At 54.3% G+C, this 25,098-nt stretch carries 23 protein-coding genes and 4 tRNA genes; 4 read left to right on the top strand and 23 right to left on the bottom strand.

Features of this window, described 5'->3' with window-relative positions; genetic code table 11:
* The first annotated feature begins 49 nt into the window (after positions 1 to 49).
* Complete coding sequence (locus IAE55_RS06100) at positions 50 to 1,132, top strand: AI-2E family transporter (RefSeq protein ID WP_145158211.1); 1,083 nt, start codon at positions 50 to 52, stop codon at positions 1,130 to 1,132.
* 31 nt (positions 1,133 to 1,163) lie between these two features.
* Here the strand turns inward: IAE55_RS06100 and IAE55_RS06095 are convergent, their stop codons facing one another.
* The 7 genes from IAE55_RS06095 to IAE55_RS06065 form a co-directional block, all read right to left on the bottom strand.
* Positions 1,164 to 1,574, bottom strand: a complete 411-nt coding sequence (locus IAE55_RS06095; RefSeq protein WP_076169879.1) for a hypothetical protein — start codon at positions 1,572 to 1,574, stop codon at positions 1,164 to 1,166.
* Positions 1,575 to 1,606: 32 nt separating this feature from the next.
* The gene (locus IAE55_RS06090; protein ID WP_145159422.1) at positions 1,607 to 2,275 is read right to left on the bottom strand and encodes a uracil-DNA glycosylase; all 669 of its coding nucleotides are present in this window, start codon (positions 2,273 to 2,275) and stop codon (positions 1,607 to 1,609) included.
* Between the two features lie 163 nt (positions 2,276 to 2,438).
* Positions 2,439 to 2,524, bottom strand: a tRNA-Leu gene (locus IAE55_RS06085).
* 152 nt (positions 2,525 to 2,676) lie between these two features.
* Positions 2,677 to 2,762 (bottom strand) — tRNA-Leu (locus IAE55_RS06080).
* A 25-nt stretch (positions 2,763 to 2,787) separates the two neighbouring features.
* Positions 2,788 to 2,864, bottom strand: a tRNA-Ile gene (locus tag IAE55_RS06075).
* Positions 2,865 to 2,902: 38 nt separating this feature from the next.
* Positions 2,903 to 2,979: transfer RNA gene (locus IAE55_RS06070), tRNA-Met, on the bottom strand.
* 109 nt (positions 2,980 to 3,088) lie between these two features.
* Complete coding sequence (locus IAE55_RS06065) at positions 3,089 to 3,253, bottom strand: hypothetical protein (RefSeq protein ID WP_167527089.1); 165 nt, start codon at positions 3,251 to 3,253, stop codon at positions 3,089 to 3,091.
* Positions 3,254 to 3,465: 212 nt separating this feature from the next.
* On the opposite strand from IAE55_RS06065, the gene IAE55_RS06060 reads away from it, so the two are divergent.
* Positions 3,466 to 4,332 carry a YitT family protein gene (locus IAE55_RS06060; protein WP_105444721.1) on the top strand — a complete coding sequence of 289 codons (867 nt, stop codon included), beginning with the start codon at positions 3,466 to 3,468 and terminating at the stop codon, positions 4,330 to 4,332.
* 138 nt (positions 4,333 to 4,470) lie between these two features.
* On the opposite strand, the gene pyrE is transcribed toward IAE55_RS06060, so the two are convergent.
* From pyrE to IAE55_RS06010, 10 genes are all read right to left on the bottom strand, one after another.
* Positions 4,471 to 5,112 carry an orotate phosphoribosyltransferase gene (gene pyrE, locus IAE55_RS06055; RefSeq protein WP_105444549.1) on the bottom strand — a complete coding sequence of 214 codons (642 nt, stop codon included), beginning with the start codon at positions 5,110 to 5,112 and terminating at the stop codon, positions 4,471 to 4,473.
* Positions 5,109 to 5,846, bottom strand: coding sequence for an orotidine-5'-phosphate decarboxylase (gene pyrF, locus IAE55_RS06050; RefSeq protein ID WP_145158208.1), 738 nt, complete (start codon positions 5,844 to 5,846; stop codon positions 5,109 to 5,111). The genes pyrE and pyrF overlap by 4 nt, the downstream gene beginning before the upstream one ends.
* 21 nt (positions 5,847 to 5,867) lie before the next feature.
* On the bottom strand, positions 5,868 to 9,080 hold the full coding sequence (gene carB, locus IAE55_RS06045; RefSeq protein WP_105444547.1) for a carbamoyl-phosphate synthase large subunit: 3,213 nt from the start codon (positions 9,078 to 9,080) through the stop codon (positions 5,868 to 5,870).
* A gap of 1 nt (position 9,081) precedes the next feature.
* Entirely contained in the window at positions 9,082 to 10,212 is a 1,131-nt protein-coding gene (locus IAE55_RS06040; protein ID WP_200631399.1) for a carbamoyl phosphate synthase small subunit, read from the bottom strand.
* A 98-nt stretch (positions 10,213 to 10,310) separates the two neighbouring features.
* Entirely contained in the window at positions 10,311 to 11,594 is a 1,284-nt protein-coding gene (locus IAE55_RS06035; protein WP_200631397.1) for a dihydroorotase, read from the bottom strand.
* Positions 11,595 to 11,704: 110 nt separating this feature from the next.
* Positions 11,705 to 12,613 carry an aspartate carbamoyltransferase catalytic subunit gene (locus IAE55_RS06030; RefSeq protein ID WP_200631396.1) on the bottom strand — a complete coding sequence of 303 codons (909 nt, stop codon included), beginning with the start codon at positions 12,611 to 12,613 and terminating at the stop codon, positions 11,705 to 11,707.
* Position 12,614: 1 nt separating this feature from the next.
* Entirely contained in the window at positions 12,615 to 13,169 is a 555-nt protein-coding gene (pyrR, locus tag IAE55_RS06025; RefSeq protein WP_200631394.1) for a bifunctional pyr operon transcriptional regulator/uracil phosphoribosyltransferase PyrR, read from the bottom strand.
* A 351-nt stretch (positions 13,170 to 13,520) separates the two neighbouring features.
* Positions 13,521 to 13,778, bottom strand: coding sequence for a twin-arginine translocase TatA/TatE family subunit (locus tag IAE55_RS06020; RefSeq protein ID WP_116229552.1), 258 nt, complete (start codon positions 13,776 to 13,778; stop codon positions 13,521 to 13,523).
* Between the two features lie 88 nt (positions 13,779 to 13,866).
* A complete protein-coding gene (gene tatC / locus IAE55_RS06015; RefSeq protein WP_234489325.1) occupies positions 13,867 to 14,595 on the bottom strand; it encodes a twin-arginine translocase subunit TatC in 729 nt (242 codons plus the stop codon).
* A gap of 125 nt (positions 14,596 to 14,720) precedes the next feature.
* Entirely contained in the window at positions 14,721 to 15,404 is a 684-nt protein-coding gene (locus IAE55_RS06010) for a DUF1232 domain-containing protein (protein WP_234489324.1), read from the bottom strand.
* A gap of 166 nt (positions 15,405 to 15,570) precedes the next feature.
* On the opposite strand from IAE55_RS06010, the gene ytaF reads away from it, so the two are divergent.
* Entirely contained in the window at positions 15,571 to 16,182 is a 612-nt protein-coding gene (ytaF, locus tag IAE55_RS06005; protein ID WP_145158199.1) for a sporulation membrane protein YtaF, read from the top strand.
* A 61-nt stretch (positions 16,183 to 16,243) separates the two neighbouring features.
* Here the strand turns inward: ytaF and IAE55_RS06000 are convergent, their stop codons facing one another.
* The 3 genes from IAE55_RS06000 to lspA all read right to left on the bottom strand — a co-directional run bounded on the left by IAE55_RS06000 (position 16,244) and on the right by lspA (position 19,046).
* Entirely contained in the window at positions 16,244 to 17,497 is a 1,254-nt protein-coding gene (locus IAE55_RS06000) for an LL-diaminopimelate aminotransferase (RefSeq protein ID WP_145158195.1), read from the bottom strand.
* Between the two features lie 95 nt (positions 17,498 to 17,592).
* Positions 17,593 to 18,501, bottom strand: coding sequence for an RluA family pseudouridine synthase (locus tag IAE55_RS05995; protein WP_325168616.1), 909 nt, complete (start codon positions 18,499 to 18,501; stop codon positions 17,593 to 17,595).
* Positions 18,502 to 18,548: 47 nt separating this feature from the next.
* The gene (lspA, locus tag IAE55_RS05990) at positions 18,549 to 19,046 is read right to left on the bottom strand and encodes a signal peptidase II (protein WP_076170153.1); all 498 of its coding nucleotides are present in this window, start codon (positions 19,044 to 19,046) and stop codon (positions 18,549 to 18,551) included.
* A 227-nt stretch (positions 19,047 to 19,273) separates the two neighbouring features.
* Between lspA and IAE55_RS05985 the strand changes: the two genes are divergently transcribed.
* A complete protein-coding gene (locus IAE55_RS05985) occupies positions 19,274 to 20,002 on the top strand; it encodes a TraR/DksA C4-type zinc finger protein (RefSeq protein ID WP_145158189.1) in 729 nt (242 codons plus the stop codon).
* Here the strand turns inward: IAE55_RS05985 and IAE55_RS05980 are convergent.
* From IAE55_RS05980 to IAE55_RS05970, 3 genes are all read right to left on the bottom strand, one after another.
* Positions 19,999 to 20,328, bottom strand: a complete 330-nt coding sequence (locus IAE55_RS05980; protein ID WP_105444719.1) for a DUF5665 domain-containing protein — start codon at positions 20,326 to 20,328, stop codon at positions 19,999 to 20,001. The genes IAE55_RS05985 and IAE55_RS05980 overlap by 4 nt on opposite strands.
* 178 nt (positions 20,329 to 20,506) lie before the next feature.
* Complete coding sequence (ileS, locus tag IAE55_RS05975; protein ID WP_145158186.1) at positions 20,507 to 23,599, bottom strand: isoleucine--tRNA ligase; 3,093 nt, start codon at positions 23,597 to 23,599, stop codon at positions 20,507 to 20,509.
* 942 nt (positions 23,600 to 24,541) lie between these two features.
* Positions 24,542 to 25,033, bottom strand: coding sequence for a DivIVA domain-containing protein (locus tag IAE55_RS05970; RefSeq protein ID WP_076169866.1), 492 nt, complete (start codon positions 25,031 to 25,033; stop codon positions 24,542 to 24,544).
* Positions 25,034 to 25,098: the final 65 nt, after the last annotated feature.

The following is a 25,098-nucleotide window of genomic DNA, read 5'->3' as shown; positions in this document are numbered from 1 at the left end:
GGAAACAGACCGTTACATAGGCTGGTCCATGAAGGCTGGGGGGATTTAATTGCTGCAGAGCAAATATTTTCGTACATGTCTGGGTATCATCGCGGCGCTTTTAATTATTTATTTGGGTGCCAAAGTAAAGTTTATCTTCAATCCGATCGTGCTGCTGTTCAAGCTGCTGCTGGTCCCGGTCATGCTGGCCGGTTTCATGTATTACTTGCTGAGGCCCCTCGTGAATTACTTGGAAAAGCACCACTGGAAAAGGCCGCTTTCGATTCTGTCGATCTACCTCGTGTTCGTTGGTCTGATCGCCCTGTTTTCGGTGCTGGTATGGCCAACGCTGCGCGAGCAGGTGATCACTTTTGCCGAAAACGCGCCTTATTTCGTGGAAGATTTGCAGAAGCAGTTTGAGGCTCTTCAAAAAAACAGCTTTTTCGCCAAGGCGCTGCCGAGCGAGTCGGAAATTTATGCCCGCGTGAGTGAATATCTCAACGGTCTAATTATGGCCGTAACAGATTCGATCTCCAATTTTATATCCGTCGTATCCAATGTCGTGGTCATTATTGCTACCGTTCCGATCGTACTGTATTACATGCTGAAAGAAAGCAGCAAGCTTCCCCCTAAAATTTTGCATATCCTTCCGCGGAAATACCGGAAGGAAGGGAAAGAAGCGCTGCGGGAAATCGATACGGCGCTCAGCAACTTTATCGTCGGCAGGGTCGTGCTGAATCTCATTCTAGGCGTGCTGATGTACATCGGCTTTCTCATTATCGGGCTTCCGTACTCTCTCCTGCTCGCGCTGATCTCGATCGTCCTGAACCTGATTCCATACGTAGGTGCGATCATCGCTGCCATTCCGGTCGTTATCATCGGTTTTATCGATTCGCCTTCCGTTGCCGTATGGTCGCTCGTCGTGATCATCATCTCCCAGCAGATCCAGGATAATCTGCTGACGCCGATTATTTACGGCAAGCAGCTTGACATTCATCCGATGACGGCCATCGTCCTGCTGCTGATCGGCGGAGACGTATCCGGGATCGTCGGCGTCATTTTGGCCATTCCCGTCTATATGATCGCCAAGATCATTATCGTCCGGGGGTATGGGCTATTTTTGGCGGAAAAGGTAGATGACACGAAAGAGTGAGGAAAAAAAAGCATGCCGCAGGACCAATGTCTCACAGCATGCCACGCAATGACCGGACAACGCAAGTGCACTCCGCTTTCCGAAAAGTCCGGCCGTCCGACAGGGTCACCGTCTCCGCATTATGCGAGCTCAGGGTGGCCCTGTATGCTTCCAGACGGTCCTTCCGCCAGATCATGACCTCGGACCCGAACAACACGGCGTTATCGAACTGCCGTTTGTCCTTCATGATGTATCCGACCGAATGAGGCGCGGCGTCAGGGGCATTTTTCCCTTCGGGAAGAAGCCGGATCGTACAAACCTCGCCAAACGGCAGCTTCAGGTCGTGCGGCCCGAGCACGAGCCATTCGTTATGTTCATCCCACTTGCGAAGCGTCCCCTTGACCCGGGAATGCAGCTTGTCGTTGCACAAGATAGTAACCCGCCTGCCGATCCAGTTCTTCATGGCCCTTTCGCCTCCTTTCGCATGAAAATGAGTTACCTGTCAGGAATCGCCCAATCGACCGGCTTGATCCCATGGGCTGCTAAAAATGCGTTGGCTTTGGAAAACGGCCTGCTTCCAAAAAAACCGCGGTGCACCGACAGTGGACTCGGGTGAACCGACTGGATCACCAGATGCTTTTTCCGATCGATAAAAGCTCCTTTTTTCTGGGCATGGCTTCCCCATAGAATGAACACGACCGGCTTATCCCGCTCATTCAGCTTCTCAATGACAGCATCGGTAAATCGCTCCCATCCTAATCCTTTATGCGAATTTGCCTCGCCATCCCGGACGGTCAGCACCGTATTGAGCAGCAGCACCCCTTGCTCGGCCCAATGCACCAGCGTTCCATGGTTTGGAATCGGTACACCAAGATCGCTGTGCAGCTCTTTGTAAATGTTCACGAGGGAAGGCGGAATCCGCACGCCGGGTTTGACCGAAAAGCTAAGGCCGTGGGCCTGTCCGGGTCCATGATAAGGATCCTGTCCCAAAATGACCACTTTGGTATCCTCATATGGGGTCAGCTTGAGCGCTTTAAAGAGGTCCTCTTTCGGCGGGTACACTTTGTGAAGCTTGTATTCCTTGGCCAGCTTATAACGGAATTCCTGAAAATAGTCCTTTTCGGTTTCTTCCTTCAGCTGCTCGTCCCAATCGTTATTAAATATCATGAAGCATTTCTCCTCTCTCGTAAATATATAAACCTATTTTTATAGAAAAACGTCTGCCGACGCACATTCAATGAAAGTTAGACCGCATTAAACGGCAGCTAAAAAAATAAGCCGGCCCCGATCCGGACCAGCTTACCCTGTTCAACTTGTTCCAATCCAATGCCGAGAACCGGGCTCGAACCGGTACGGTAGTCACCTACCGCAGGATTTTAAGTCCTGTGCGTCTGCCAATTCCGCCATCCCGGCTTGTCTATCACTTTTGTGACGACAAAATTTAATATAACATGTTTTACCCATACCGGCAATCCTTTAATTCCCATTCCTTTTACCGGCCATGAGCACAAAAAAACCGGCTCAGTCAAAGACTGAACCGGCTTCCTTCGAATGGTTTACCTGTATGCCGAGGACCGGGCTCGAACCGGTACGATAGTCACCTACCGCAGGATTTTAAGTCCTGTGCGTCTGCCAATTCCGCCACCCCGGCATGCTGTTTCTTGCATATTGCTATATGGTGGGCCCTGAGGGACTCGAACCCCCGACCAGTCGGTTATGAGCCGACCGCTCTAACCAACTGAGCTAAGGGCCCTGATCAAGTATATACCGTACAGATAATGGCTGTTAAATTGGTTGCGGGGGCAGGATTTGAACCTGCGGCCTTCGGGTTATGAGCCCGACGAGCTACCGGACTGCTCCACCCCGCGTCATTAACCATATCAAATAGCGACAAGAATTAATATACAGCATATGTACCCACTGCGTCAAGTATTTATTTATGGAATTGGCGTTAGGACACCCTGGGGCCTGCCCATGTCACGGCAAAAAGCGGACACCGTACCTGCCTCTCCTTGAACGGAAAATTTCAACGATCCGCGGCTCTTCATAACCGTAGATCCAGCTGTCCTGCTCCAGCCTCTTCGCCAGGCACCCTGCCTGGAACTTCGTCCGGTAGAGCTTGCCGAAATACACCCACCGCATTGCTGCTAACCCTCCTTTCATAGATGAGCTGGTTTTGATGCCTATTGTTGCCGCAAACGCCATGGTTCATTCATAGCAGCAGAAATCTCGGCTAGTAAAATGTCGAAAACGTTCGAAAAAAAGCGAGATTGCTTTGTGCTGAGCGGAAAAATCGTTTATACTGATAACTAAGTTGTTTAACATTTTAATTTTCAGGAAAGCGGGGAATGTCCATGGCAAAAACACATAAAAAGCTGTCTTTTGCGGATCTGGTCAAAAAATTTGTATTTATTACGGTGGGGGCCGTACTTATGGCCGTCGCGCTCGAGGTATTTCTGGTTCCCAATGAAATCATCGATGGCGGCATCACCGGGATTTCGATCGTCTTATCCAAAGTGACGACCTTTCCGCTCGGTATTTTTCTGTTTATTATCAACCTCCCCTTTTTATTTCTGGGATACAAGCAGATCGGAAAAACGTTCGCCTTCTCTACCCTTTACGGCATCGCCGTCATGTCTGTAACGACGCAGCTGCTGCATCATGTCAGTCCTTTTACCAATGAGAAAATATTAGCGGTCCTGTTCGGCGGCCTTATTCTCGGCCTTGGCGTCGGACTCGTCATCCGTTTCGGCGGCTCGCTCGACGGAACCGAAATTGTCGCGATTCTGCTGTCTAAAAGGCTCCGCATGCCGGTCGGCCAAATCATCATGATCATGAACGTCTTCATTTTCATTGTTGCCGGATTCGTTTTCGGTTGGGATTCCGCGATGTACTCCATATTTACATACTATATGGCCTCCAAAGTGATGGATATTGTGGTCGAGGGCTTGAACGAGTCCAAGTCGGTCACCATCATCTCGAACGAATACGAGGAAATTTCCCAAACGATTCAGGATCGCCTGGGACGCAGCACGACCTTCATGTACGCCAGAGGCGGCTACTCGAAGGAAGATACACAAGTCATCTATTGCGTCGTCACCCGGCTTGAGCTGGCCAAACTGAAGGCGCTCGTGCAGGAGATCGATCCCAAAGCCTTTATTGCCATTGAGCATGTGTCCGATGTGCTCGGCGGCAATTTTGAGAAAAATGCCATCCACTAAAACATTTGAAACCTCAAGCTTAAGGTTACAGCAAGGTCCATCATCCGTGTAAACAACTTAAAAAGGCAGCCCTTAGGGCTGCCTTTGCTGTATCATTTTATAAATCCATTTGAGAAAATTCACACAAGCGTCCTCTTCTTAGTTTCCGAACGATGACGGATCTTCTCTCCACGCTTTGAGCGCTTCGACGTCCTCCTGCTGAATGGCTCCCTTTTCCAGGGCCACTTCCATCAGCGCCGCATAGTTGGACAACGTCTGCAGCGGAATCCCCGCTTCGGCAAAGGCTTGTACCCCTTTATCGAGCTGATAGCTGAAGATGGCGAGCACGGCGAGCGGCTCTGCGCCGGCTTCCTTCACGGCTACCGCCGCTTTGAGCGAGCTGCCGCCGGTCGAGATCAAGTCTTCGATGACGACGACTTTTTGCCCCGGCTTGATGATGCCCTCGATCAGGTTCTCCTTGCCGTGTCCCTTCGCTTTGTCGCGGATATAGGCCATCGGCAGATTCAGCTTCTGGGCAACCCACGCCGCATGAGGGATACCGGCCGTCGCCGTTCCCGCAATGACTTCCGCGTCCGGATACTGCGCCCGAATGATCGCAGCGAACGATTCAGCGATAAGCTCGCGGATTTCAGGATAAGACATCGTCAGACGGTTATCGCAGTAGATAGGCGACTTGATGCCCGAAGTCCAAGTGAACGGCTGTTTCGGCCGGAGCGCCACCGCTCCGATCTCAAGCAAATGGGATGCGATACGTGCTGGAATTTCTGCTAGGGTAGTCAAGCTTCGATCATCTCCTTGATAATGTGTTCGGCAGCTTCACGCGGGTTTTCTGCCGCCGTAATCGGACGCCCGACGACGATGTAATGGCTGCCTTGGCGAATGGCTTCGCCCGGCGTCAGGACGCGCGCCTGGTCGCCTGCTGCGGAGCCCGCCGGCCGGATACCCGGCGTGACGGTGATAAATTGCTGGCCGCAAGCCTCGCGGATCAGCGCCGATTCCTGGGCCGAGGCGACGACGCCGTCCAGTCCGGCCGACTGCGTCAGCTTGGCGTAGTGTACCACTGCGTCCTGAACGCTGCCTTGAATGCCGATCTCGCTGTTGAGCGTCTCCTGGCTGGTGCTGGTCAGCTGGGTGACCGCGATGATGAGCGGTCTAGTCAGGCCGGGATCGGCCGCAAGCGCAGATTCGGCTCCATCGAGCGCGGCTTTCATCATCGCCGTACCTCCGGCAGCATGGACGTTAAACATGTCCACACCAAGACGGGTGATGCTCTCTGCACCACCCCTTACCGTGTTGGGTATGTCATGCATTTTCAGATCAAGAAATACGCTGTAACCTTTTGACTTCAATTCCCGCACAAAAGCAGGCCCTGCAGCATAGTACAGCTGCATGCCCACCTTCAAGTAGCAGGGAATACCTTCAAGTTCGCGGACCAGCGCGGATGCCGCTTCGGCATCCGGGTAGTCCAGGGCCACGATCAAGCGGCCCGCCATTTCTGTATACTTATCATTCATGCTTCTCGAATATCCCCCTTCTCAGTTCGCAAAAGCCGGCATGGCCTGCGAAGAGAAGTTGAGGGTATCCAGCATATTCATCAGCGCTCTGACCGTGTCCAGCGAGGTCATGCAGACCACGCCGTTCTCTACCGCTTCCCGGCGGATACGGAATCCGTCGCGCTGCGGCGTTTTCCCTTTGGTCAGGGTGTTGAATACGAACTGCGCCTCACCATTGCGGATCAGATCCAGAATGTTCGGTGTGCCGTCGCTGAGCTTCTGCACGGTCGTTACGTTGAGTCCGGCTTCGTTCAAAGCTTGAGCCGTACCTTCGGTTGCATAGATCTTGTAACCAAGGCGCTTGTAGCCCTTCATGAGCTCCACAGCCTCTTGCTTATCCTTGTCGGCCACGGTGACGATGATCGCACCCGATGCCGGAATTTTCATGCCTGCGCCGATCAAGCCTTTGTACAGCGCTTTGGCGTATTGCAGGTCGCGTCCCATAACTTCGCCGGTCGACTTCATTTCCGGTCCGAGTGTCGGCTCGACTCTGCGCAGCTTCGCGAAGGAGAACACCGGCACTTTGACGGAAACGTAGTCGCTTTCCGGCCAGAGGCCTTCCTTGTAGCCTGCGTCCTTCAGCTTGCGGCCGAGAATGGCCTGCGTGGCCAGGTTCGCCATCGGAATCGTCGTCACTTTGCTCAGGAACGGTACCGTCCGGGAAGAGCGAGGGTTTACCTCGATGACATATACTTCGTCGTTGTAAATGACAAACTGGATGTTGACCAGGCCGATCGTTTTCAGTTCCTTCGCAATCCGCGTCGTGATGGATACGATCTTCTCCTTGAGATGCTCCTCTAGGTGCTGCGGCGGATATACCGCGATAGAGTCGCCGGAGTGCACGCCCGCGCGCTCGATATGCTCCATGATGCCCGGGATGACCACGGTTTCGCCGTCGCAGATCGCGTCGACTTCCACCTCTTTACCCAGCATGTAGCGGTCGATCAGGACCGGATGCTCCGGATTGATCTTTACAGCCTGCTCCATATAGCTCAGCAGTTCTTCATCGGAGTAGACGATTTCCATCGCGCGCCCGCCAAGGACGTAGGATGGACGGACCAGCACCGGATAGCCGAGCGATTGGGCGGTGTCTACCGCTTCGTCGACCGATGTAACCGTGCTGCCCTTCGGCTGGGCAATTTGCAGTCTCGAGAGCAGCGCCTCGAACTTCTTGCGGTCTTCCGCCTCGTCGATGCTTTCGAGGCTGGTGCCGAGAATGTTCACGCCCGCTTTGCTCAGCGGTCCGGCCAGGTTGATGGCCGTTTGGCCGCCGAACTGCACGATGACGCCGATCGGCTTCTCCTGCTCGATCACGTTCATGACGTCCTCGAAGAACAGCGGCTCGAAGTACAGGCGGTCCGACGTGTTGAAGTCCGTGGATACTGTTTCCGGGTTATTGTTAATGATAACCGCTTCGTATCCGGCCTTCTGAATCGCCCACACAGCATGCACGGTCGAGTAGTCAAACTCGATGCCTTGGCCGATCCGGATCGGTCCGGAGCCCAGCACGACCACTTTCTCCTTGTTGGACGGCGTTACTTCGTTCTCCGTCTCGTAGGTCGAGTAGTAATAAGGCGTTGTCGCTTCGAATTCGGCCGCGCAGGTGTCAACCATTTTGTAGACCGGACGCAGACCGTTCGAGAGGCGGAACTCGCGAACTTCCGTCTCCGTCGTCAGGCTTCCAGCCTGGCTCTGGCTGCGGATCTCGGCAATCGCCCGGTCGGTGAAACCGCGGCGTTTCGCTAGGTACAGCGCGTCATAAGAAAGCGTATCTTCCTGAAGCTGCTCTTCGAACGCGATCAGCCCCTGGATTTTATCAAGGAACCACCAGTCGATCTTGGTCAGGTCCTGAACTTCCTGCAAGCCATAGCCGCGGCGGAACGCTTCCGCGATCAGGAAGATCCGCTCGTCGTCGGCTTTGATGAGGCGCTCGCGGAGCACTTCCTCGCTCAGCTCTTCCGTACCTTTCAGATAGAAGCGGTGAACTCCGATTTCCAGGGAGCGGATCGCTTTATGGATCGATTCCTCGAACGTGCGGCCGATAGCCATAACTTCGCCGGTCGCTTTCATTTGCGTGCCCAGCTTGCGGTTCGCCTGCACGAATTTATCGAACGGCCAGCGCGGAATTTTGCTGACGATGTAGTCCAGCGTCGGCTCGAAGCAAGCGTATGTCTGCCCAGTCACCGGGTTGACGATTTCGTCCAGGGTGTAGCCAAGGGCGATCTTTGCCGCCATCTTGGCGATCGGGTACCCGGTCGCTTTAGAAGCGAGCGCCGAAGAGCGGCTGACGCGAGGGTTAACCTCGATGACATAGTACTGATAGCTGTGCGGATCCAGGGCGAACTGCACGTTACATCCGCCTTCGATGTTCAGCGCGCGGATAATTTTCAGCGACGCCGATCTCAGCATTTGGTATTCACGGTCCGAGAGCGTCTGGGACGGGGCTACGACGATACTGTCCCCGGTATGAACGCCGACCGGATCAAAGTTCTCCATGTTACATACGACGATGCAGTTGTCGTTGGCATCGCGCATGACTTCGTATTCGACTTCCTTCATACCCGCAATGCTCTTCTCGATCAGGCACTGGCCGATCGGGCTGTAACGTATGCCAGAAGTTACCGTCTCACGCAGTTCTTCTTCATTCGCGCAGATGCCGCCGCCGGTTCCGCCGAGCGTGTACGCCGGACGGACGATCAGCGGGTAGCCGATCTCTTCGGCGAAGTCGAGCGCTTCTTCCAGGGTTGTGACGATCGTGCTATCCGGTACCGGCTGTTCCAGCTCGCGCATCAGTTCGCGGAACAGGTCGCGGTCTTCGGCTTTTTCGATCGAATGAAGCTGGGTGCCCAGCAGTTTAACGTTTTCCTGCTCCAGCACGCCTGCTCTCGCCAGTTCCACCGCCATGTTAAGGCCGGTCTGGCCGCCGAGCGTCGGCAGCAGTCCATCCGGGCGCTCCTGGCGGATGACCTGGGTTACGAAGTCCAGGGTGATCGGCTCGATGTATACTTTATCCGCCGTGTTCGTGTCGGTCATGATGGTCGCCGGGTTGCTGTTAATCAGGACAACCTCAACGCCTTCCTCTTTCAGTGCTTCGCATGCCTGCGTGCCCGCATAGTCGAACTCAGCCGCCTGGCCGATGACGATCGGTCCAGAACCGATAACGAGGATTTTCTTAAGCTGTTTATTGATAGGCATATTATCGTGCTCCTTTCACGGCTGCAGCCAGTTCAGCCTGGCGCGGTTTTGCAGGTTTTTGCTGTTTATGATCGGCAATCATTTTCAAGAACTCGTCAAACAGATAGCTGTTGTCGTAAGGGCCAGGGGCCGCTTCCGGGTGGTATTGCACGGTAAAGGCCGGGTATTTCTTATGTTTGAGCCCTTCCACCGTCTTGTCGTTGTTGTTGATATGCGTAACCTCGAGCTCTGTGCCGGCAATGGAGTCATCCTTAACCGTGTAGCCATGGTTCTGCGATGTGATATAGCAGCGGTTCGTCGCCAAATCCTTTACCGGATGGTTGCCGCCACGATGGCCGAATTTCAGCTTCTCGGTGTCGGCGCCGCAAGCCAGGGCGAACAGCTGGTGACCCAGGCAGATGCCGAAGATCGGATATTCGACGAGCAGTTCCTTGATCGTCTGGATCGCGTGCGGTACATCTTTAGGATCCCCAGGGCCGTTGGACAGCTGAATGCCGTCCGGATTCAGGCGGCGGATTTCCTCGGCCGTCGTATCATGCGGAACAACCACCACATCGCAGCCGCGGGAAGTCAGTTCGCGCAAAATACCGCTCTTGGCGCCGTAGTCGATAAGTACGATCCGCTCTCTAGCGCCCGGGCTGCTGTAAGTATGCTTCGTGGACACGCGCGACACCTGATCGGTCATCAGGGTGCTCGCAGCAAGACGCTCTCTCAGCTCCTCGACGGACTGAGCGGATGTCGTCAAAATCCCTTTCATCGTGCCGTGGCTGCGGATAAGGCGGGTCAGCATGCGCGTATCGATGTCGCTGATGCCGACGATCCCGTATTCCTTCAGCAGCGTATCCACGCTGTACTCGGCACGCCAGTTGCTCGGCACTGTTTCATGGCGGCGTACGACAAATCCGTGCACATACGGCGCAACCGACTCAAAATCGTCGCGCGTAATGCCGTAGTTGCCGATCAGCGGGAACGTCATCGTGACGATTTGCCCGCAGTACGACGGGTCCGACAGCACCTCTTGATATCCCGTAATCCCTGTATTAAACACGACTTCGCCCGTCGTTTCACCTTCTGCTCCGAAAGCACTGCCCGTAAACAGTGTTCCGTCCTCCAGCAGCAATCTTGCCTGCATCCCACTCACTCCTCTGTCAAATTACGTTAAGTTAGTATCTAGTAGTATCTATATCTGTTTCTTTTGTATCAACCGATCCGGCCCGGGTATATCCGGTCTTAGGCTTCAAACACGACTTTGCCGTCCATCCAGGTTTTAACCGGCCAGCCCTTCAGCTTCCACCCGGTAAACGGTGTGTTCCGTCCCTTTGAGGCAAACTCTTCCGGATTCACCGCTTTTTCGGTTTCCAGGTCAATCATCGTCAGGTCAGCAGGAGCGCCTTCCTCAAGCCGCCCGGCGTTCAAACCGAACACCCGCGCCGGATCGGAGGTCATCCGCTGAACCAGCATGGCCAGATCCCATTTGCCAGTCGCCACAAATTTGGTGTACAAGAGCGGGAAGGCCGTCTCGAAGCCTACGATACCAAACGGCGCCATTTCCATGCCTTTTGCTTTCTCTTCCGCAGCATGCGGCGCATGGTCCGTCACGATGATGTCGAGCGTTCCGTCCAGCAGCCCTTCGATGCAGGCTTCCACGTCCCGCGGTGAGCGCAGCGGAGGATTCATTTTCCAGTTGGCGTCCAGCCCCGGAATGTCTTCATCCGACAGCAGCAGATGGTGCGGACACACCTCGGCGGTGACGTGAATGCCGACTTCCTTGGCCTGGCGGATCAGCCGGACTGACTGTTCCGTGCTGACGTGGCACACATGGTAGTGCACGCCCGTCGCTTCCGCCAGCAGGATGTCCCGCCCCACATGAATCGCTTCCGACTCGTTCGGAATACCGATCAGTCCGTGCTGCTCGGCAAACTTGCCTTCCGTCACGCTACCCCCTTCGACAAGGGAGTTCTCTTCACAGTGCGCAATCACCGGCATGTTCAGCTCTTTTGCCCGGCGCATGGCATCTTTCATCATCTTGGCATTCTGTACGCCAACGCCATCGTCAGTAAAGCCAACCGCCCCCGCTGCTTTGAGCGCTTCAAAATCCGTCAGCTCCCGTCCGAGCTCCCGTACCGTAATCGCTGCATAAGGGAGCACCTTCACGATACCCGCCTCGCGGGCCTTCTCCAGCACCAGCTGGACCGTTTCCGGGTTGTCGGTCACCGGTTTCGTGTTCGGCATGCAGGCGATGGTCGTGAAGCCGCCTTTGGCAGCCGAGCGGCTCCCGGTCTCGATCGTTTCCTTATGTTCAAATCCAGGTTCGCGCAGATGGACATGCATATCGATCAAGCCGGGCGTAACCAGCTTGCCGGCAGCGTCCGTCACTTCCGCCCCTTCGGGAGCACTCCAGCCGGCATCGGGTTCCACCAATGTTTTGATGAGGCCGTCCTCGATGACGATATGCTTGCTTACCTGTTCCCCTTGTTCGTTCAGTACGCTGGCGTTCGTTATGATCTGTATCATGAGTACCTCCGGTCGTTGATTGGCACTGTGGCTTCCAATCTATTGTATAATAATAATTCATTTTTGTGTATATTTATTAATAAAATTTGTGTATGCCTATATATCCCTGATTATTTCATCGCCCGTTCCATGACAGCCATACGGATCGGAACGCCGTTGCTCATTTGCGGGAAGATCGCCGACTGTTCACTCTCGACAACCGCATCGTCGATCTCCACGTTCCGGTTCACCGGAGCAGGATGCATAATTAGTGTATGCTTGGACAATTTGGAAGCCCGCTCCTCCGTCAATCCGTACTGCGCTCTGTATTCCTCCGCCGATTTCAGCATGCCGGTCGCATGACGCTCAAGCTGAACCCGCAGCATCATGATTACATCCGAGCGGAGCGCCTCTTCCATCGTTACGTATCTGGCAAACGGCTCCAGCTCCGGTGCCGTCATATTATTCGGCGCGCAGAATTTGACTTCGGCCCCGAACTTGCGCAGCGCCCACAGGTCCGATCTGGCCACCCGGCTGTGCTTAATGTCGCCGATGATCGACACCGTCAGGCCTTGAAGGCTGCCAAACCGTTTCTTCATCGTGTACAGGTCGAGCAGCGCCTGCGTCGGATGCTCATTGTTTCCGTCCCCTGCATTGATGAGCGGAACCGAGATTTTACTGGACAGCTCCTCCAGTACCCCAGCCGGCTTCAGCCGGATGACGCCTGCGTCAATCCCCATCGATTCGAGCGTTCTTACCGTGTCGTAGATCGATTCGCCTTTCTCTACGCTCGAAGCAGCCGCCGTAAAGTTCAGCACCTGGGCGCCCAGACGTTTCTCAGCCATTTCGAAGGAAAAGCGCGTCCGCGTGCTGTTCTCAAAAAACATGTTGGCTACGAATTTGGAGGCCAGCACCGGCACCAGCTTTTCGTGCTGTGCTTCCCAGTATGCTGCCCGGTTCATGATCGATTCGATTTCGTCGCGGCCCAGATCCTTCAGTCCGAGCAGGCTCCGGTCCTTCAGCTGCGTCATCGTTAGCATGTTATTTCTCCTCCCGGTTTTGCATAATCGTCACTTCGTCCTTGCCGTCCGTTTCCGTGAGGGCCACTTCAATTTGCTCGGACCTTGCCGTCGGTACGTTCTTGCCGATATAATCCGGCCGGATCGGCAGCTCCCGGTGTCCCCGGTCCGCCAGCACCGCCAGCTGGATCATCTGCGGCCGACCGCGGTCCATCAGGGCGTCCATTGCGGCGCGGATCGTCCGTCCCGTGTACAGCACGTCGTCGAACAAAATCACTTTTTTATCATGAATATCGAGCTTTTCCAGGCCGATGTTTGCTTCAGTCAGGGGTGCTGCGCTGTCTTTCTGGTCGTCCCGGTACCGGGTGACGTCTACAGCGCCCCATGGAACCGGTGTGCCTTCGATTTCGAGAATTTTGCCGGCGATGCGCTGGGCCAGAAATTCTCCCCGGGTTTTGATGCCGATGAACACACAATTTTCAATCCCCTTGTTCCTCTCCAGTATTTCGTGTGCAATCCTTGTCAGTGCACGGCGGATTGCCGTTTCATCCATAATGACATGCACCTCGTTGCTCATGCTCCACACTCCTTCTTCCGTCTAAAAGGGATTTAACTAGCTGACCCGTGAAGGTTCCCCACAAAGCGAGGCTTTGCTGTGATGCCTGTTTAGATGCTTGGAGGGGACCCAGATAACAAAAAAACTCCCTGCCCGTAGGCAAGGAGTTAGAGGCCATCAGCATACGCTGATAGACATAGAGATTCGCTGGGCGGCTTAAAGCAGACAGTATGCTGCCGCGAAGTGAACCTCGGTTCACGTTACCTTGCCAGTCTCACGGGACTGATTTAAAGGTGCTATTCAACTAAAGATGATTATGACAGACTGAACGTCTGCTGTCAACCGAGCTTAGCCTTCCCGATCCGTGGAATTTTATTCCGGCAAACGCGGGGATGCGGCGGATTCCGTCCGAACCGCCTGAGGCTGCTGCCCCTGTTCCGTTACGGGCTCCTGGGCGGAGCTGCGCTTCTGGCGCGGCGAGTCGCCCATAATGTCGCTCATTTCGTTTTTAAATTCCCGCAGCATGCGTCCGGCCGAGCGGCCTAGTCCAGGCAGCTTGTTCGGTCCGAATAATAGCAGCGCAAGCACGGCCAGCAATATGAAACCCGGCAAACCGATATCGCTTAGCATAACGTAAATCGTCCTCCCTTAAACCAATTTATAAACCAGCTTCTCCACTTGATTTCAGTACACTTCATCACCCAAGGTCGAACCTGCATTAGGCAGATCCATAATTCATCCGGTCCTTGGTCCCCGCATCCGTCTGCATTTGCTTGCGGTATACCAGCTTGGACATCAATACGCTGATTTCGTACAGCAGAATAAACGGTACCGACACCGAAATATGCGAAAAAAACTCCGGCGGAGAAATCATGCACGCGATGAAGACCAGCACCATGTACGAGACTTTACGCATTTTCCCCAGCAGTCCCGGGTTGATGACACGCAGCCTTGTCAGCAGCATCACCAGCACCGGCAGCTCAAAGGCAAGCGACACCGGAACCACGATGTTGGTCAGAAACGTAAAGTACTGCGCAATGCCGTACGTCTCCACCAATCCCAAGTTTTTGGTCATACTCGTCGTAAAGCGAAACGCCATCGGGAATACGACAAAATAGGCAAAAGCAAACCCGACAAGCAGCAGTACGAACGCAGCTGGCACATACTTTAGCGCCGCTTTCTGCTCGCTCTTGCGCAGTCCCTTTTTGGCAAAAGCCCAAATTTGCAGCATCGTAAAAGGTACCGCTACAACCAGCGACAGGGCTGCGGCAATGTACATATACATGCGAACGCCCTCCCACGGGCTGAACGCGTTCCATTCGACCAGCGAGGCCGGCGGCCTGCCCCTCAAGAAGTGAAGCACGTCGCCCACCACGAACAGCGCCGCGATCATTGACACCAAAAACGCGCCCAAAATCCAGAACAGGCGCTTGCGCAATTCGCCCAAATGTTCGACATACGAATCCCATTTCCAATGTTTAAACAGAGCTGCTCAACTCCCACTCCAGGCCTTGCTCTCAAAAGCAAGCGCCCTTATTGCTATGTCCACTTTACCATGTTTGGCCGCAAAAATCATGGGCTTGTTTCCAGTTCCTTCAGCCGCTCCAGCACCAGCCGCACTGCCAGCGCATCATCGATATACCCGAGCGGAAAACTGTAATCCGGGATAATGTCTGCGGACAATACAAAATAGAGCAGCGCGCTGCCGATCACCGTCTTCATATTGGCGGGAACATCCGGTTCATGATAGCGGGCGTACAAATCTTTTAGCTGCTGAATATAGAACCCGGCGCTCTGCAGCTGCTCAAGCTTCTCCGGAAACCGATCGGTAATCAGCTCGCTCCCTTCCCGGGTTTCCGCGTATTCCTCGTACTTCACAAGCTCCTTCCGGACCCTCTCTGCCATGTCCCTGACATCAAGGCCCAGCCCGTCAAGCACGCGCAGCAATTCCTGCTCATTGGAGCCAGCATCGGCAGCCCCTGGATGATCTGCATCCTTTAGCTGTGTATTGCCGTCAAGCGGATACCCCGCTGCCGATAACAAAGCCTCCATCGGTATGCCCAGGTGGACCGCGAAATGCTGCAAATGCTCCAGCCTCGCCTTCTGTTTTCCGTTGACAATTCTTGATATTGTTGCGGTATCCATGCCCGTCAACGCGCTGAGGCCGCGCATGGAGAGCGATTGCTTTTTAAGTGCCCCCTTGATGATATCTGCCAATTTCTCGTGGGACATCGAATCTTCCGGCCCCGTGACCATAAGCTGCACTCCCTTCCTGCCTTGAAAATGGATGCGTTTCGTTAAGTCAACAGCCATTGCTCGCTGCCGAATCCTGTTGACGATATCTCAACAAATAAGCCCATCCCCGTCACTTTTTCTCAACGGCCCCATATGATGTATTACTTCAATTAAAGGAGCTGACATCATGGATCTGGCTGTTTGGATTCCGGCGATTTCCATCGCGCTTGCCGCCAATCTCGATAATGCGGGCGTCGGCGTGGCTTATGGTGTAAGAAATATAAAAATACCGGCATTGGCGGGTACCGTCATCGCGTTTATCGGATTTATGCTGACCTGGATCGGCGGGATATCGGGAAAAGTGCTGTCCGCCTGGCTGCCGCCTTCTGTGTGCAATATTGTCGGCATGGTCATCCTCGTGTCGATCGGTACTTGGGTCATCATTCAGCCGCTGCTGCAGGAGCAATTGGCCCGGCATTCGGATCGGCGGATCTGGTTGACCCGAATCCTGCAAAATCCCGAAACCGCCGACTTCAACGCATCCAAATCGGTCGATTTCAAAGAATCGGTCGTCCTCGGCATCGCGCTGTCGGTCAACAATCTGGCGGGCGGCTTCGACGCCGGGATCACCCATATCGGCATCTGGGAAACGTCGATTTTGTCCGGTATCTTCAGCTTTGCCAGCGTGGGTCTCTGCTCTCTCATCGGCCGAAAAATCGCCGGGGAACGCCTGGGCAAAAGCGCCAGTGTCCTTGCCGGCCTTATTCTCATCTTTATCGGGCTGCATCAGGTGATATAACGCTGCGGCCAAAAAAAAGATCCGCCCTGCATGTCAGGGACGGATCTTGCTGCACATTGAATTAAAATTCGAATTCCACGTCGCTCAGGCGGCGTTTAATTTCGGCAATGACGCGCTTCTCGTCTTCTTGGCCCTTCGCTTCGAAAGTGACGGAGAAACGGACAAAGCTGCCGGCATCATCCCAAGGCACGGTGGAGATTAGCTTCTCGCGGATTAAGAACTGGGAGAAGTCCTCGCCGGAATTGAAGCGGACCCCGCCTTTAATGCCCTTAGGCGCTTCCACATAGAGGAAGAAGGAGCCTTTCGGTTTCTCGGCCTGGAAGCCCAGCTCGTTCAGCACGGCTACCAGCATATCGTGGCGGCGGGAATATTTCTCCGCAATTTTCTCCGTAATTTCCGGATGGGCGAGACCGTAAGCGGCTGCTTTCTGGATGGCAATAAACTGGCCGGAGTCATTGTTGTCCTTCACGTCGCCGAAGGCTTTCACGACGAGCGGGTTACCGGCGATAAAGCCGATCCGCCAGCCGGTCATGTTGTAGGATTTGGACAGCGAGTGCAGCTCGACACCTACGTCCTTCGCACCTGGAATCGACAGGAAGCTCAGCGGCTTCAGTCCGTCATAAGTCAGGGCTGCGTAAGGAGCGTCATGAACGACGACGATGTCGTACTTCTTTGCCCATTCCACCACTTCGGTGAAGAACTCGACCGTGGCGCTTGCGCCCGTCGGGTTGTTCGGATAGTTCAGGTAGATCAGCTTGGCGCGCTGAGCGATGTCTTCCGGAATGCTCTTCAGGTCCGGGAGGAAGTTGTTTTCCTTCTTCAGCTCAACGGTGTATACTTCCCCGCCGAGGTATTTCGTGTGGGTTCCCAGAACGGGATAACCAGGCACGGTGATGATGGTCACGTCGCCAGGGTTGATGAACACCGATGGAAGCATCGCCAGGGCCGGCTTGGAGCCGATGGAGTGGAGCACTTCTGTCTGCGGGTCGATGCCGTCCACGTTGAAGACTTCCTTCAAGTATTTGGCCGCCGCTTCCTTGAATTCAGGAATTCCGTTATCTGCATAGCCGCGGTTCTCCGGCTTGGCCGCTTCTTCCGCAAGCTTGGCTACAATGCCGGCGTCAGCCATTTCATCCGGTTCGCCTACGCCAAGGTCGATCAGTTCCACGTCCGGGAAGTCTTTTTTGGCCTGGGCTTTGGCCCGCTTAATTTTTTCGAATTTATAGATGGCTGTGTCTTTACCATAATTGGAACCGCCGATCCGGTCCGCAAAGCTGTTCTGAATGTACGTTTGCTGGTACTGTTCGATACTCATGTATTCTTTCATCTCCTACTTCAATTTCTACACCCCTAAATATGAAGGAATCCATGGCGGAATGCCATGGACTAATTATCGTATGATTTGTACTTTCAACGGCTGCGCAGCGATGTCAGCAGATCCTCCATATCGCCGGGAATCGGCGCTGAAAACTCCATATATTCGCCGCTTGCCGGATGGATAAACCCAAGCACGCCGGCGTGCAGCGCTTGTCCGTTCATTTTGATCCCTTTGCTCCGTCCGTACACCGGATCCCCGACGAGCGGATGGCCGATGAACTTCATGTGCACCCGGATCTGGTGGGTCCGCCCGGTTTCGAGCTGAAGCTCCAGCAGGGTATAATCGCCAAAGCGCTCCTTGACCGTAAAATGGGTAACGGCGTGCTTGCTGTTTCTTTCCGTCACGATGTACATTTTGCGGTCGACCGAATCGCGCCCGATAGGAGCGTCTATCGTTCCTTGATCATGGCTGACATTGCCGTGGACCAGGGCATAATAGCGCCGGGTCACGCTGTGGTCTTTGAGCTGGGCGGCCAAAGAGGCGTGGGCCATATCGTTCTTTGCGGCCATGATCAAGCCGGAAGTGTCCTTATCGATCCGGTGAACGATACCTGGGCGCAGCTCCCCGTTAATACCGGACAAATCCTTACAGTGGTACATCAGCGCATTCACCAGAGTCCCCGAGGCATGCCCGGGCGCAGGATGAACGACCATCCCCCGCGGCTTGTTGACCACGATGACATCCTTGTCCTCGAAAGCGACATTCAGTGGAATGTCCTCCGGTACGATCTCGACGGCGGACGGCTCCGGAACGGTCACTTCCAAGCGGTCGCCCGCCGCCAGCTTATAATTGGCTTTGACCGGCTGACCGTTCACAAGCACGTGGCCTGCGCTGATCCAGAGCTGGACCTGGGACCGGGAAATGTCCTCCTCCCAGGATTCCGTAATATATTTATCGATGCGTTCTTTGGCATGGACAGGGTCAACGAACCACTCCCTGATATCCGCACTCTCCGGGTTTTCCCCCGCTCCGGATGTTTGTTCTTCGATCAAACCGGTTCATTCCCTTCATTGCTCTTGTTGTTCGATTCGGTTCGGTTCATGTCCATCAGCGAATCCAGTATAATGAGCGCAACCCCGATCACGATGCAGGAGTCGGCCACATTAAAAATCGGAAACGTATAGCTGCCGAAATTGAATTGTAAAAAGTCCACCACTTCGCCGTTCAGCGCACGGTCGAGAAAGTTGCCGATCGCCCCGCCCAGGACGAGGCTAAGCGCTACCGGAAGCAGCTTGCGCGAAGACGATTTTCTCACCCGGTTCATATACCAGATAATCGCCACCACCACGACGATGGTAATCACGATAAAAAACCAGCGCTGGTTGGGAAGAATACCGAAGGCTGCACCCGTGTTCCGGTGGGAGGTAATCAGAAAAAAGTTGCCAATCACCGGAATTTCCTCTGCTAATTCCAATCTGGTGGCAATTAAATACTTGGCGCCCTGATCCACCAAAAACACGATTAAAGCGATTAAGTAGTACACCACAGCCATTTGTCACTCCGTTCTTATTCATTAGGCCCGTCCGCTCGGACACAGCCTTTCACGTCATGTAAAGACTTGTTTATTGTAGCATAGGGCGCCGGAAACCGTCCATAAACGGGGAATGGCGAAAACAATTTCCTACTGTAAAACAGGCTTAATCCGCACATTCTAGATATGAAAAGAAATCGTCTTTATCGTTTTGTTGATCCAAAGCGGAAAGGGGCTTGATCATGCAGCATCTCACACAATCACAGCTGGATCATTTGCACAATATGCTCAAGGAACAGCAGGAATCCATCCGCCAAAAGGATGACAGCAACGAGCATTACGGCCTGGAAGAATCTATGCGCGACCAGACCGGAGAGCTGTCGAACATCGACAACCACCCCGCCGATGTCGCCACTGAGCTTTACGCCAGGGAAGTCGATTTAACTCTTCAAGACCATGACGATCACCACATGGACCGTATTGAAATGGCGCTGGACCGATTCCAGCAGGGAACCTATGGCGTCTGTGAGGAATGCGGCAAGCCGATCCCGTACGAGCGGTTGGAAGCCGTTCCGACGACGTCCTTTTGCAAAGAGCATTCACCTAAAGTGCATGTAGAGAATTACCGACCTGTCGAAGAGGAATTTTTAATGCCTCCCTTCGGCCGGACGAGCTTGGACGAGCGCGATGACCAGAACGGTTTCGACGGCGAAGACGCGTGGCAGATCGTTGAAAATTTCGGCACCTCCAACTACCCGACAGGCCGGGAGGTTCACAGCTACAACGAGATTGAAATCGAAGCATCCGACGAGCTGGAGGGCTGCGTTGAGCCGTATGAGGCTTTTGTCGCCACCGATATTTACGGAAACCCGATCGAATTTGTCCGTAACCAAGAGTACCGAAAATATATGGACCAAGGCGAAGGTGTCAGCATGGACCAGCTCGGCGAAGAGGACGAAGGGTTTATTTAATACGTCTTCAGCTCAAGCTGGCGCTGGACGATCCGGACGATATCGGCAATATAATCTCCGATAATCGGAAGATTGAGCGCTCCCAGCCCCTGCAGCACATAAATAATCGTCGCCGCAAAAAAGGTGAATCCAATGGCGACCCCGACGCCGCGCGCCGCACCGGACAGCAGGTTTAACATAATCAACCGGAAGGGCCTGTGGAGAAGCTGAGTATATTCCGCAATCCGGGCCTGCTCCAATTCTTCGGCAATCCGCACGGTCAAGCGGTACACGACGTTCAGCTTCTCTTCTTCCGATTCGGGAATGATGCTCTTCTTATTCGCCATCTCTGCAGTCTCCTCTCGGATCAGCGCGGTATCCACGTTCCGATGAACAACAAACGAGCCGAAGCCGGCGCGAAAATGGTCTTCCATTTCCGCACGGGCCAGAAGGCTCGTTTGTTCGTTTGTTGTGCTATTATGCGCCAAAGCGGCGATTGCCATTCAATGGCGGTGAAAGGGCAGGTTATCCGGCAATGCGGATACCCAGCGTTTTGCCGGCGAGATCAACGCGCTCCATTTCGGCTTCTTGGCCAAACGCAAGCTCGTTCACCAGCACGTTTTCCCGGAGCACATGCTCAAACGCCTGGATCGCAGCCGTCAATTCTTCATCCGCATCAAGGACCAGCGTAACGCGTTTTTCGATCGGCAGGTCGAGCTTTTTGCGGTAGTCCTGTACGGCACGCACCACTTCGCGGACCCAGCCTTCCTGTTCCAGTTCAGGCGTGATTTCCGTATTGAGGGCGACGGTGATGCCATAGCCCGAAGCCGATGCAAATCCGGCTTTGGCCTGCTTCTCGACGAGCAGCTCGTCAGCCGTAATCTGAAGCTCATCACCATCCGGCGAAGTGACGTTCAGGCTGCCGTTATTGACGACGTTCCGCGTATCCTCCGGACTCATCGCTTTCAGGAAGCCTTGCAGGAACCCGATATTTTTACCGTATTTCTTGCCCGCCACCTTCAGGTTCATCTTCAGCGTAAAGTCGACGAATCCGCTGTCGCTCGTCTCCACGACGATGTTCTTCACGTTGATTTCTTCCTTGACGATCTCCTCGTATCCGGCCACATCAAAATCGCGGTCCAGCGACACAATCAGCTCGGACAACGGCTGGCGGGTCTTGATCCCCGTTTCGTTCCGCACGTTGCGGGCGAGCTCAACGATCTGGCGGGCGGTTTCCATATCTTCCTCGAGCGCCTTGTCGATTAGAGTTTCGTCGGCAACCGGATAATCGGTCAGATGAACGCTTTCCCCGCCGGTCAGGTTCGTGTAGATATCTTCCGACAGCAGCGGCGTGTACGGCGCCATCAATTGGGCCAGCGTGACCAGCACATGCGTGAGCGTGCCGTAAGCGGCCAGTTTATCTTCTCCGAGTCCACTACCCCAGAAGCGGTCGCGCGAACGACGGATGTACCAGTTGCTCAGCTCGTCGACGAATCCTTCGATGGCTTTGGCCGAGTTGAGGAAGTCGTTGCTTTCCAGTGCTTTGTCCACCAGCAGGATCAGGCTGTTCAGACGGGACAGGATCCAGCGGTCCAGCTTGTTTTCCGACGGCTGGTACGGATGCTCCGCCGGGTTGTAGCCGTCGATGTTCGCATACAGCGTTAGGAACGCGTGCGTGTTGACCAGCGTGTCGATCACTTTGGATTTGGCTTCTCCGACGATGCCTTTGGAGAAGCGTTTGCTGTTCCAAGGTGCGCTGTCCGAAAGGAGCGCCCAGCGGAACGCGTCGGTGCCGTATTCGTTGATGATATCCCAAGGGTCGATGACGTTGCCCTTCGATTTGGACATTTTTTGGCCGTTTTCGTCCAGGATATGCCCCGTGGCGATGACCGATTTGTAAGGCGCAACGCCTTTGAACAGAGTCGATACGGCCAGCAGGCTGTAGAACCAGCCGCGGGTCTGATCGATCCCTTCGCAGATCATATCCGCCGGGAACTGCTCCTCGAACATGTCCACGTTCTCAAACGGATAATGGTGCTGCGCGAACGGCATCGAGCCGCTGTCGAACCAAACGTCGATCACTTCGGACGTCCGTTCCATCACGCCGCCTTCGCAATGCGGACAGCGCACTTTGACCTCATCGACGTAAGGCTTATGCAGCTCCAAATCGTCACTGATTTCGCCGACTGCCTGGGCTTTCAGCTCCGCAAAGCTGTGCGGCGAAAACTCACCTTTACACGATTCGCAGACCCAAACGTTCAGCGGCGTGCCCCAATAGCGGTTACGGCTGATATTCCAATCCACCAGCTCTTCCAGGAACTTGCCGAAGCGTCCTTCACGGACATGGCCCGGATACCAGGTAACGCCATTGTTGTTGGCGATCAGCTGATCCTTGACGGCCGTCGTTTCGATAAACCAGCTCTCCATCGCATAATAGAGGAGCGGAGACTTACAGCGCCAGCAGAACGGATAGCTGTGCTCATATTTTTCCTTGCTGTACAAAGTTCCTTTTTCCGACATCATCTTCACGATGTCCAGATCGCAATCTTTCACGAAGCGTCCGGCGAAGTCGGTAACCTCATCGGTATAGCGTCCTTGGGCGTTCACTACGCTTATGAAGCTGATGCCGTTTTCCCGGCAGGTTTTGTAGTCGTCTTCCCCGTGGGCCGGCGCCATATGCACGATCCCCGTGCCACTCGAATCCGTAACAAAGGATGCGCCGACGATGATGTTGCCTTTTTCCGGCTTGAAATAAGTAAACGGCGGCGTGTAGCTCTGGCCGACAAATTCGGAGCCTTTGTGTGTGGACAAAACCGTATAGTCGCCTTTCATCACGTCTTCAACCAGGTTTTTGGCGACGATGTAGACGCCGTCTTCCTGCTGGACGCGGGCATATTCCATATCCGGGTTCATGGCCAGCGCCACGTGGGACGGCAGCGTCCAAGGCGTGGTCGTCCAGGCCAGCACATAATCGCCGCTGTCATGCAGCTTGAATTTGGCCGTAGCGCTCAAATCCTTGACGTCTTCGTAGCCCTGCGCCACTTCGTGGGAGCTGAGCGTCGTCTGGCAGCAAGGGCAGTACGGGCTGACGCGATGTCCGCGGTACAGCAGCCCTTTGCCGTGAATCGTGGACAGGATGTTCCATACGCTCTCGATGTAATTGTTCTCCAGCGTGATGTACGGATGGTCCAGATCCGTCCAGTACCCGATCGCTTCGGTCAGCTCTCTCCACTGCTTCTCGTACTCGAACACGCTGTCCTTACATTTCTTCACAAACTCTTCCACGCCGTATTTCTCGATATCCTGCTTGCCGGAGATGCCGAGCTGCTTCTCTACGCCGAGCTCCACCGGCAGACCGTGGGTGTCCCAGCCGGCTTTACGCACGACGCGGTAGCCCTTCATCGTTTTGTAACGCGGCACAAAATCCTTGATCACGCGTCCCAGCACGTGCCCGATATGCGGAGCCCCGTTGGCTGTCGGCGGACCTTCGAAAAATACGAAGTTCGGCTTGCCCGAACGGTTTTCGATGGATTTTTTGAAGGTGCCTTCTTCATTCCATTTTTTCAGGATGCGCTGATCTCTCGTGCGCGCTTTTTCTTTGACATCGACCTTATGCATGATTATCCAACCTTTCGTAATCTTTAAAAGATTTCCCATCTCCCTAAATCCCTCTTCGTAAGAGGGACCCCGAGGGCGCTGCCCTCTGGACACCCGGAAACCTCCGTGGCGCATCATTTGATACGGACTTAGTTGTGCTTGAGCGTATCCCCGCTTGCCGCCCATCTTCCTTTGCCCCGCAAAGTGAAGATGGGCACGCTTGACGTTGTTGTTACCTAGTTACTAATTAAGAAACGCTCCTCCAATTTCCAGCCTGATCACCACTCAGTACACCAAATGATCTCCCTCAGCCCGGCACACAGCCTGCGCATGTGCCGCAGGTCGAGCGGCGCGAAGCCGCGTAAGACCCATCTCGCATGAGAGGTTCCGAAGGCGGTCCCCCAAAGGGGGCAGCCGGAGAGGAACCGGGGACCGAGCCTACCGTCGCATCAAAACTCCAAACTAGTTCCATCCTCGGAGACTTTCGGGTGTCCAGAGGGTAGAACCCTCTGGGGTCCCCCTTAGGATAAGGGGGATTTAGGGGGATCCGAAACAAAACAAATAAGCCTCATCCCCTAAGGGACGAGGCTTCTGCTCGCGTGACCACCCTAATTCCATTCTTTCAACAATCGTCCTTGAACCGCAAGGTCAAGCACATTGATCAAAGAATGACTCCTCAGTCCATGCCAAGCTTCCGGCATGGAGCCGATATAACGTTCGGCGGCCCGGTTCGGCTTACGCACGCAAACCTGCGTTTCAGCTTCACTTCTCAGGGAGGATCTTCGGCTTCGGTCTGAACATTGGCTTTCAGCATATGCCAACTCTCTGGGGAACAAATCCCAAGCTTACTTATCCCGTCATCGAATTCATATTTCGTTTCAAGTCTAACCCAATCACTTGCAAAAAAACCGATATGAATATATTTATATTCCTTTTTCCCGCAAAAGTCAACCAAGCAGAAGCCTAGTATACTTCGTTCGCTTCGCGTGTCTCCCGGGTTTCCAGCGCTTCCCATCCATCCTGGCTGAGCAGCTCGAGCTGGGCTTCCACCAGCGTCCGGAAACGGGTACGGTAAATCGAGGCCTGCTTCTTCAGCTCTTCGACTTCCATCGCGATCTTGCGGGCCTTCGACAAGGATTCGTTAATGATGCGGTCAGCATTCTTCTCCGATTCCTTGATGATGAGCTGCGCTTCCTTCTTCGCGTTGTTCTTCACCTCATCCGCAGCTTCCTGCGCAACGATGATGGTCTTGGACAGCGTCTCCTCGATGTTCACGAAATGGTCAAGTCTTTCCTGCAATGAGGCCAGCTGACCCTGAAGTTCCTTGTTCTCGCGGATCACGCTCTCATAATCCTTAATGACTTGGTCGAGAAACTCGTTCACTTCATCTTCGTCATAACCCCGGATTCGGCGGGCAAACTCTTTGTTATGTATATCCAGTGGTGTTAATGGCATTGATGCGCACCTCCTAAAATGTTCAGGTTTCCCTGTCGACGAGCGGTCCTGATGGGCCTCACCCA

The organism is Paenibacillus sp. S28 (assembly GCF_016624415.1).
Classification (GTDB): Bacteria; Bacillota; Bacilli; order Paenibacillales; family Paenibacillaceae; genus Paenibacillus_AQ; species Paenibacillus_AQ favisporus.
The sequence above is the reverse complement of the archived record's forward strand: the minus strand, read 5'-3'. Positions and strand labels throughout refer to the sequence as shown.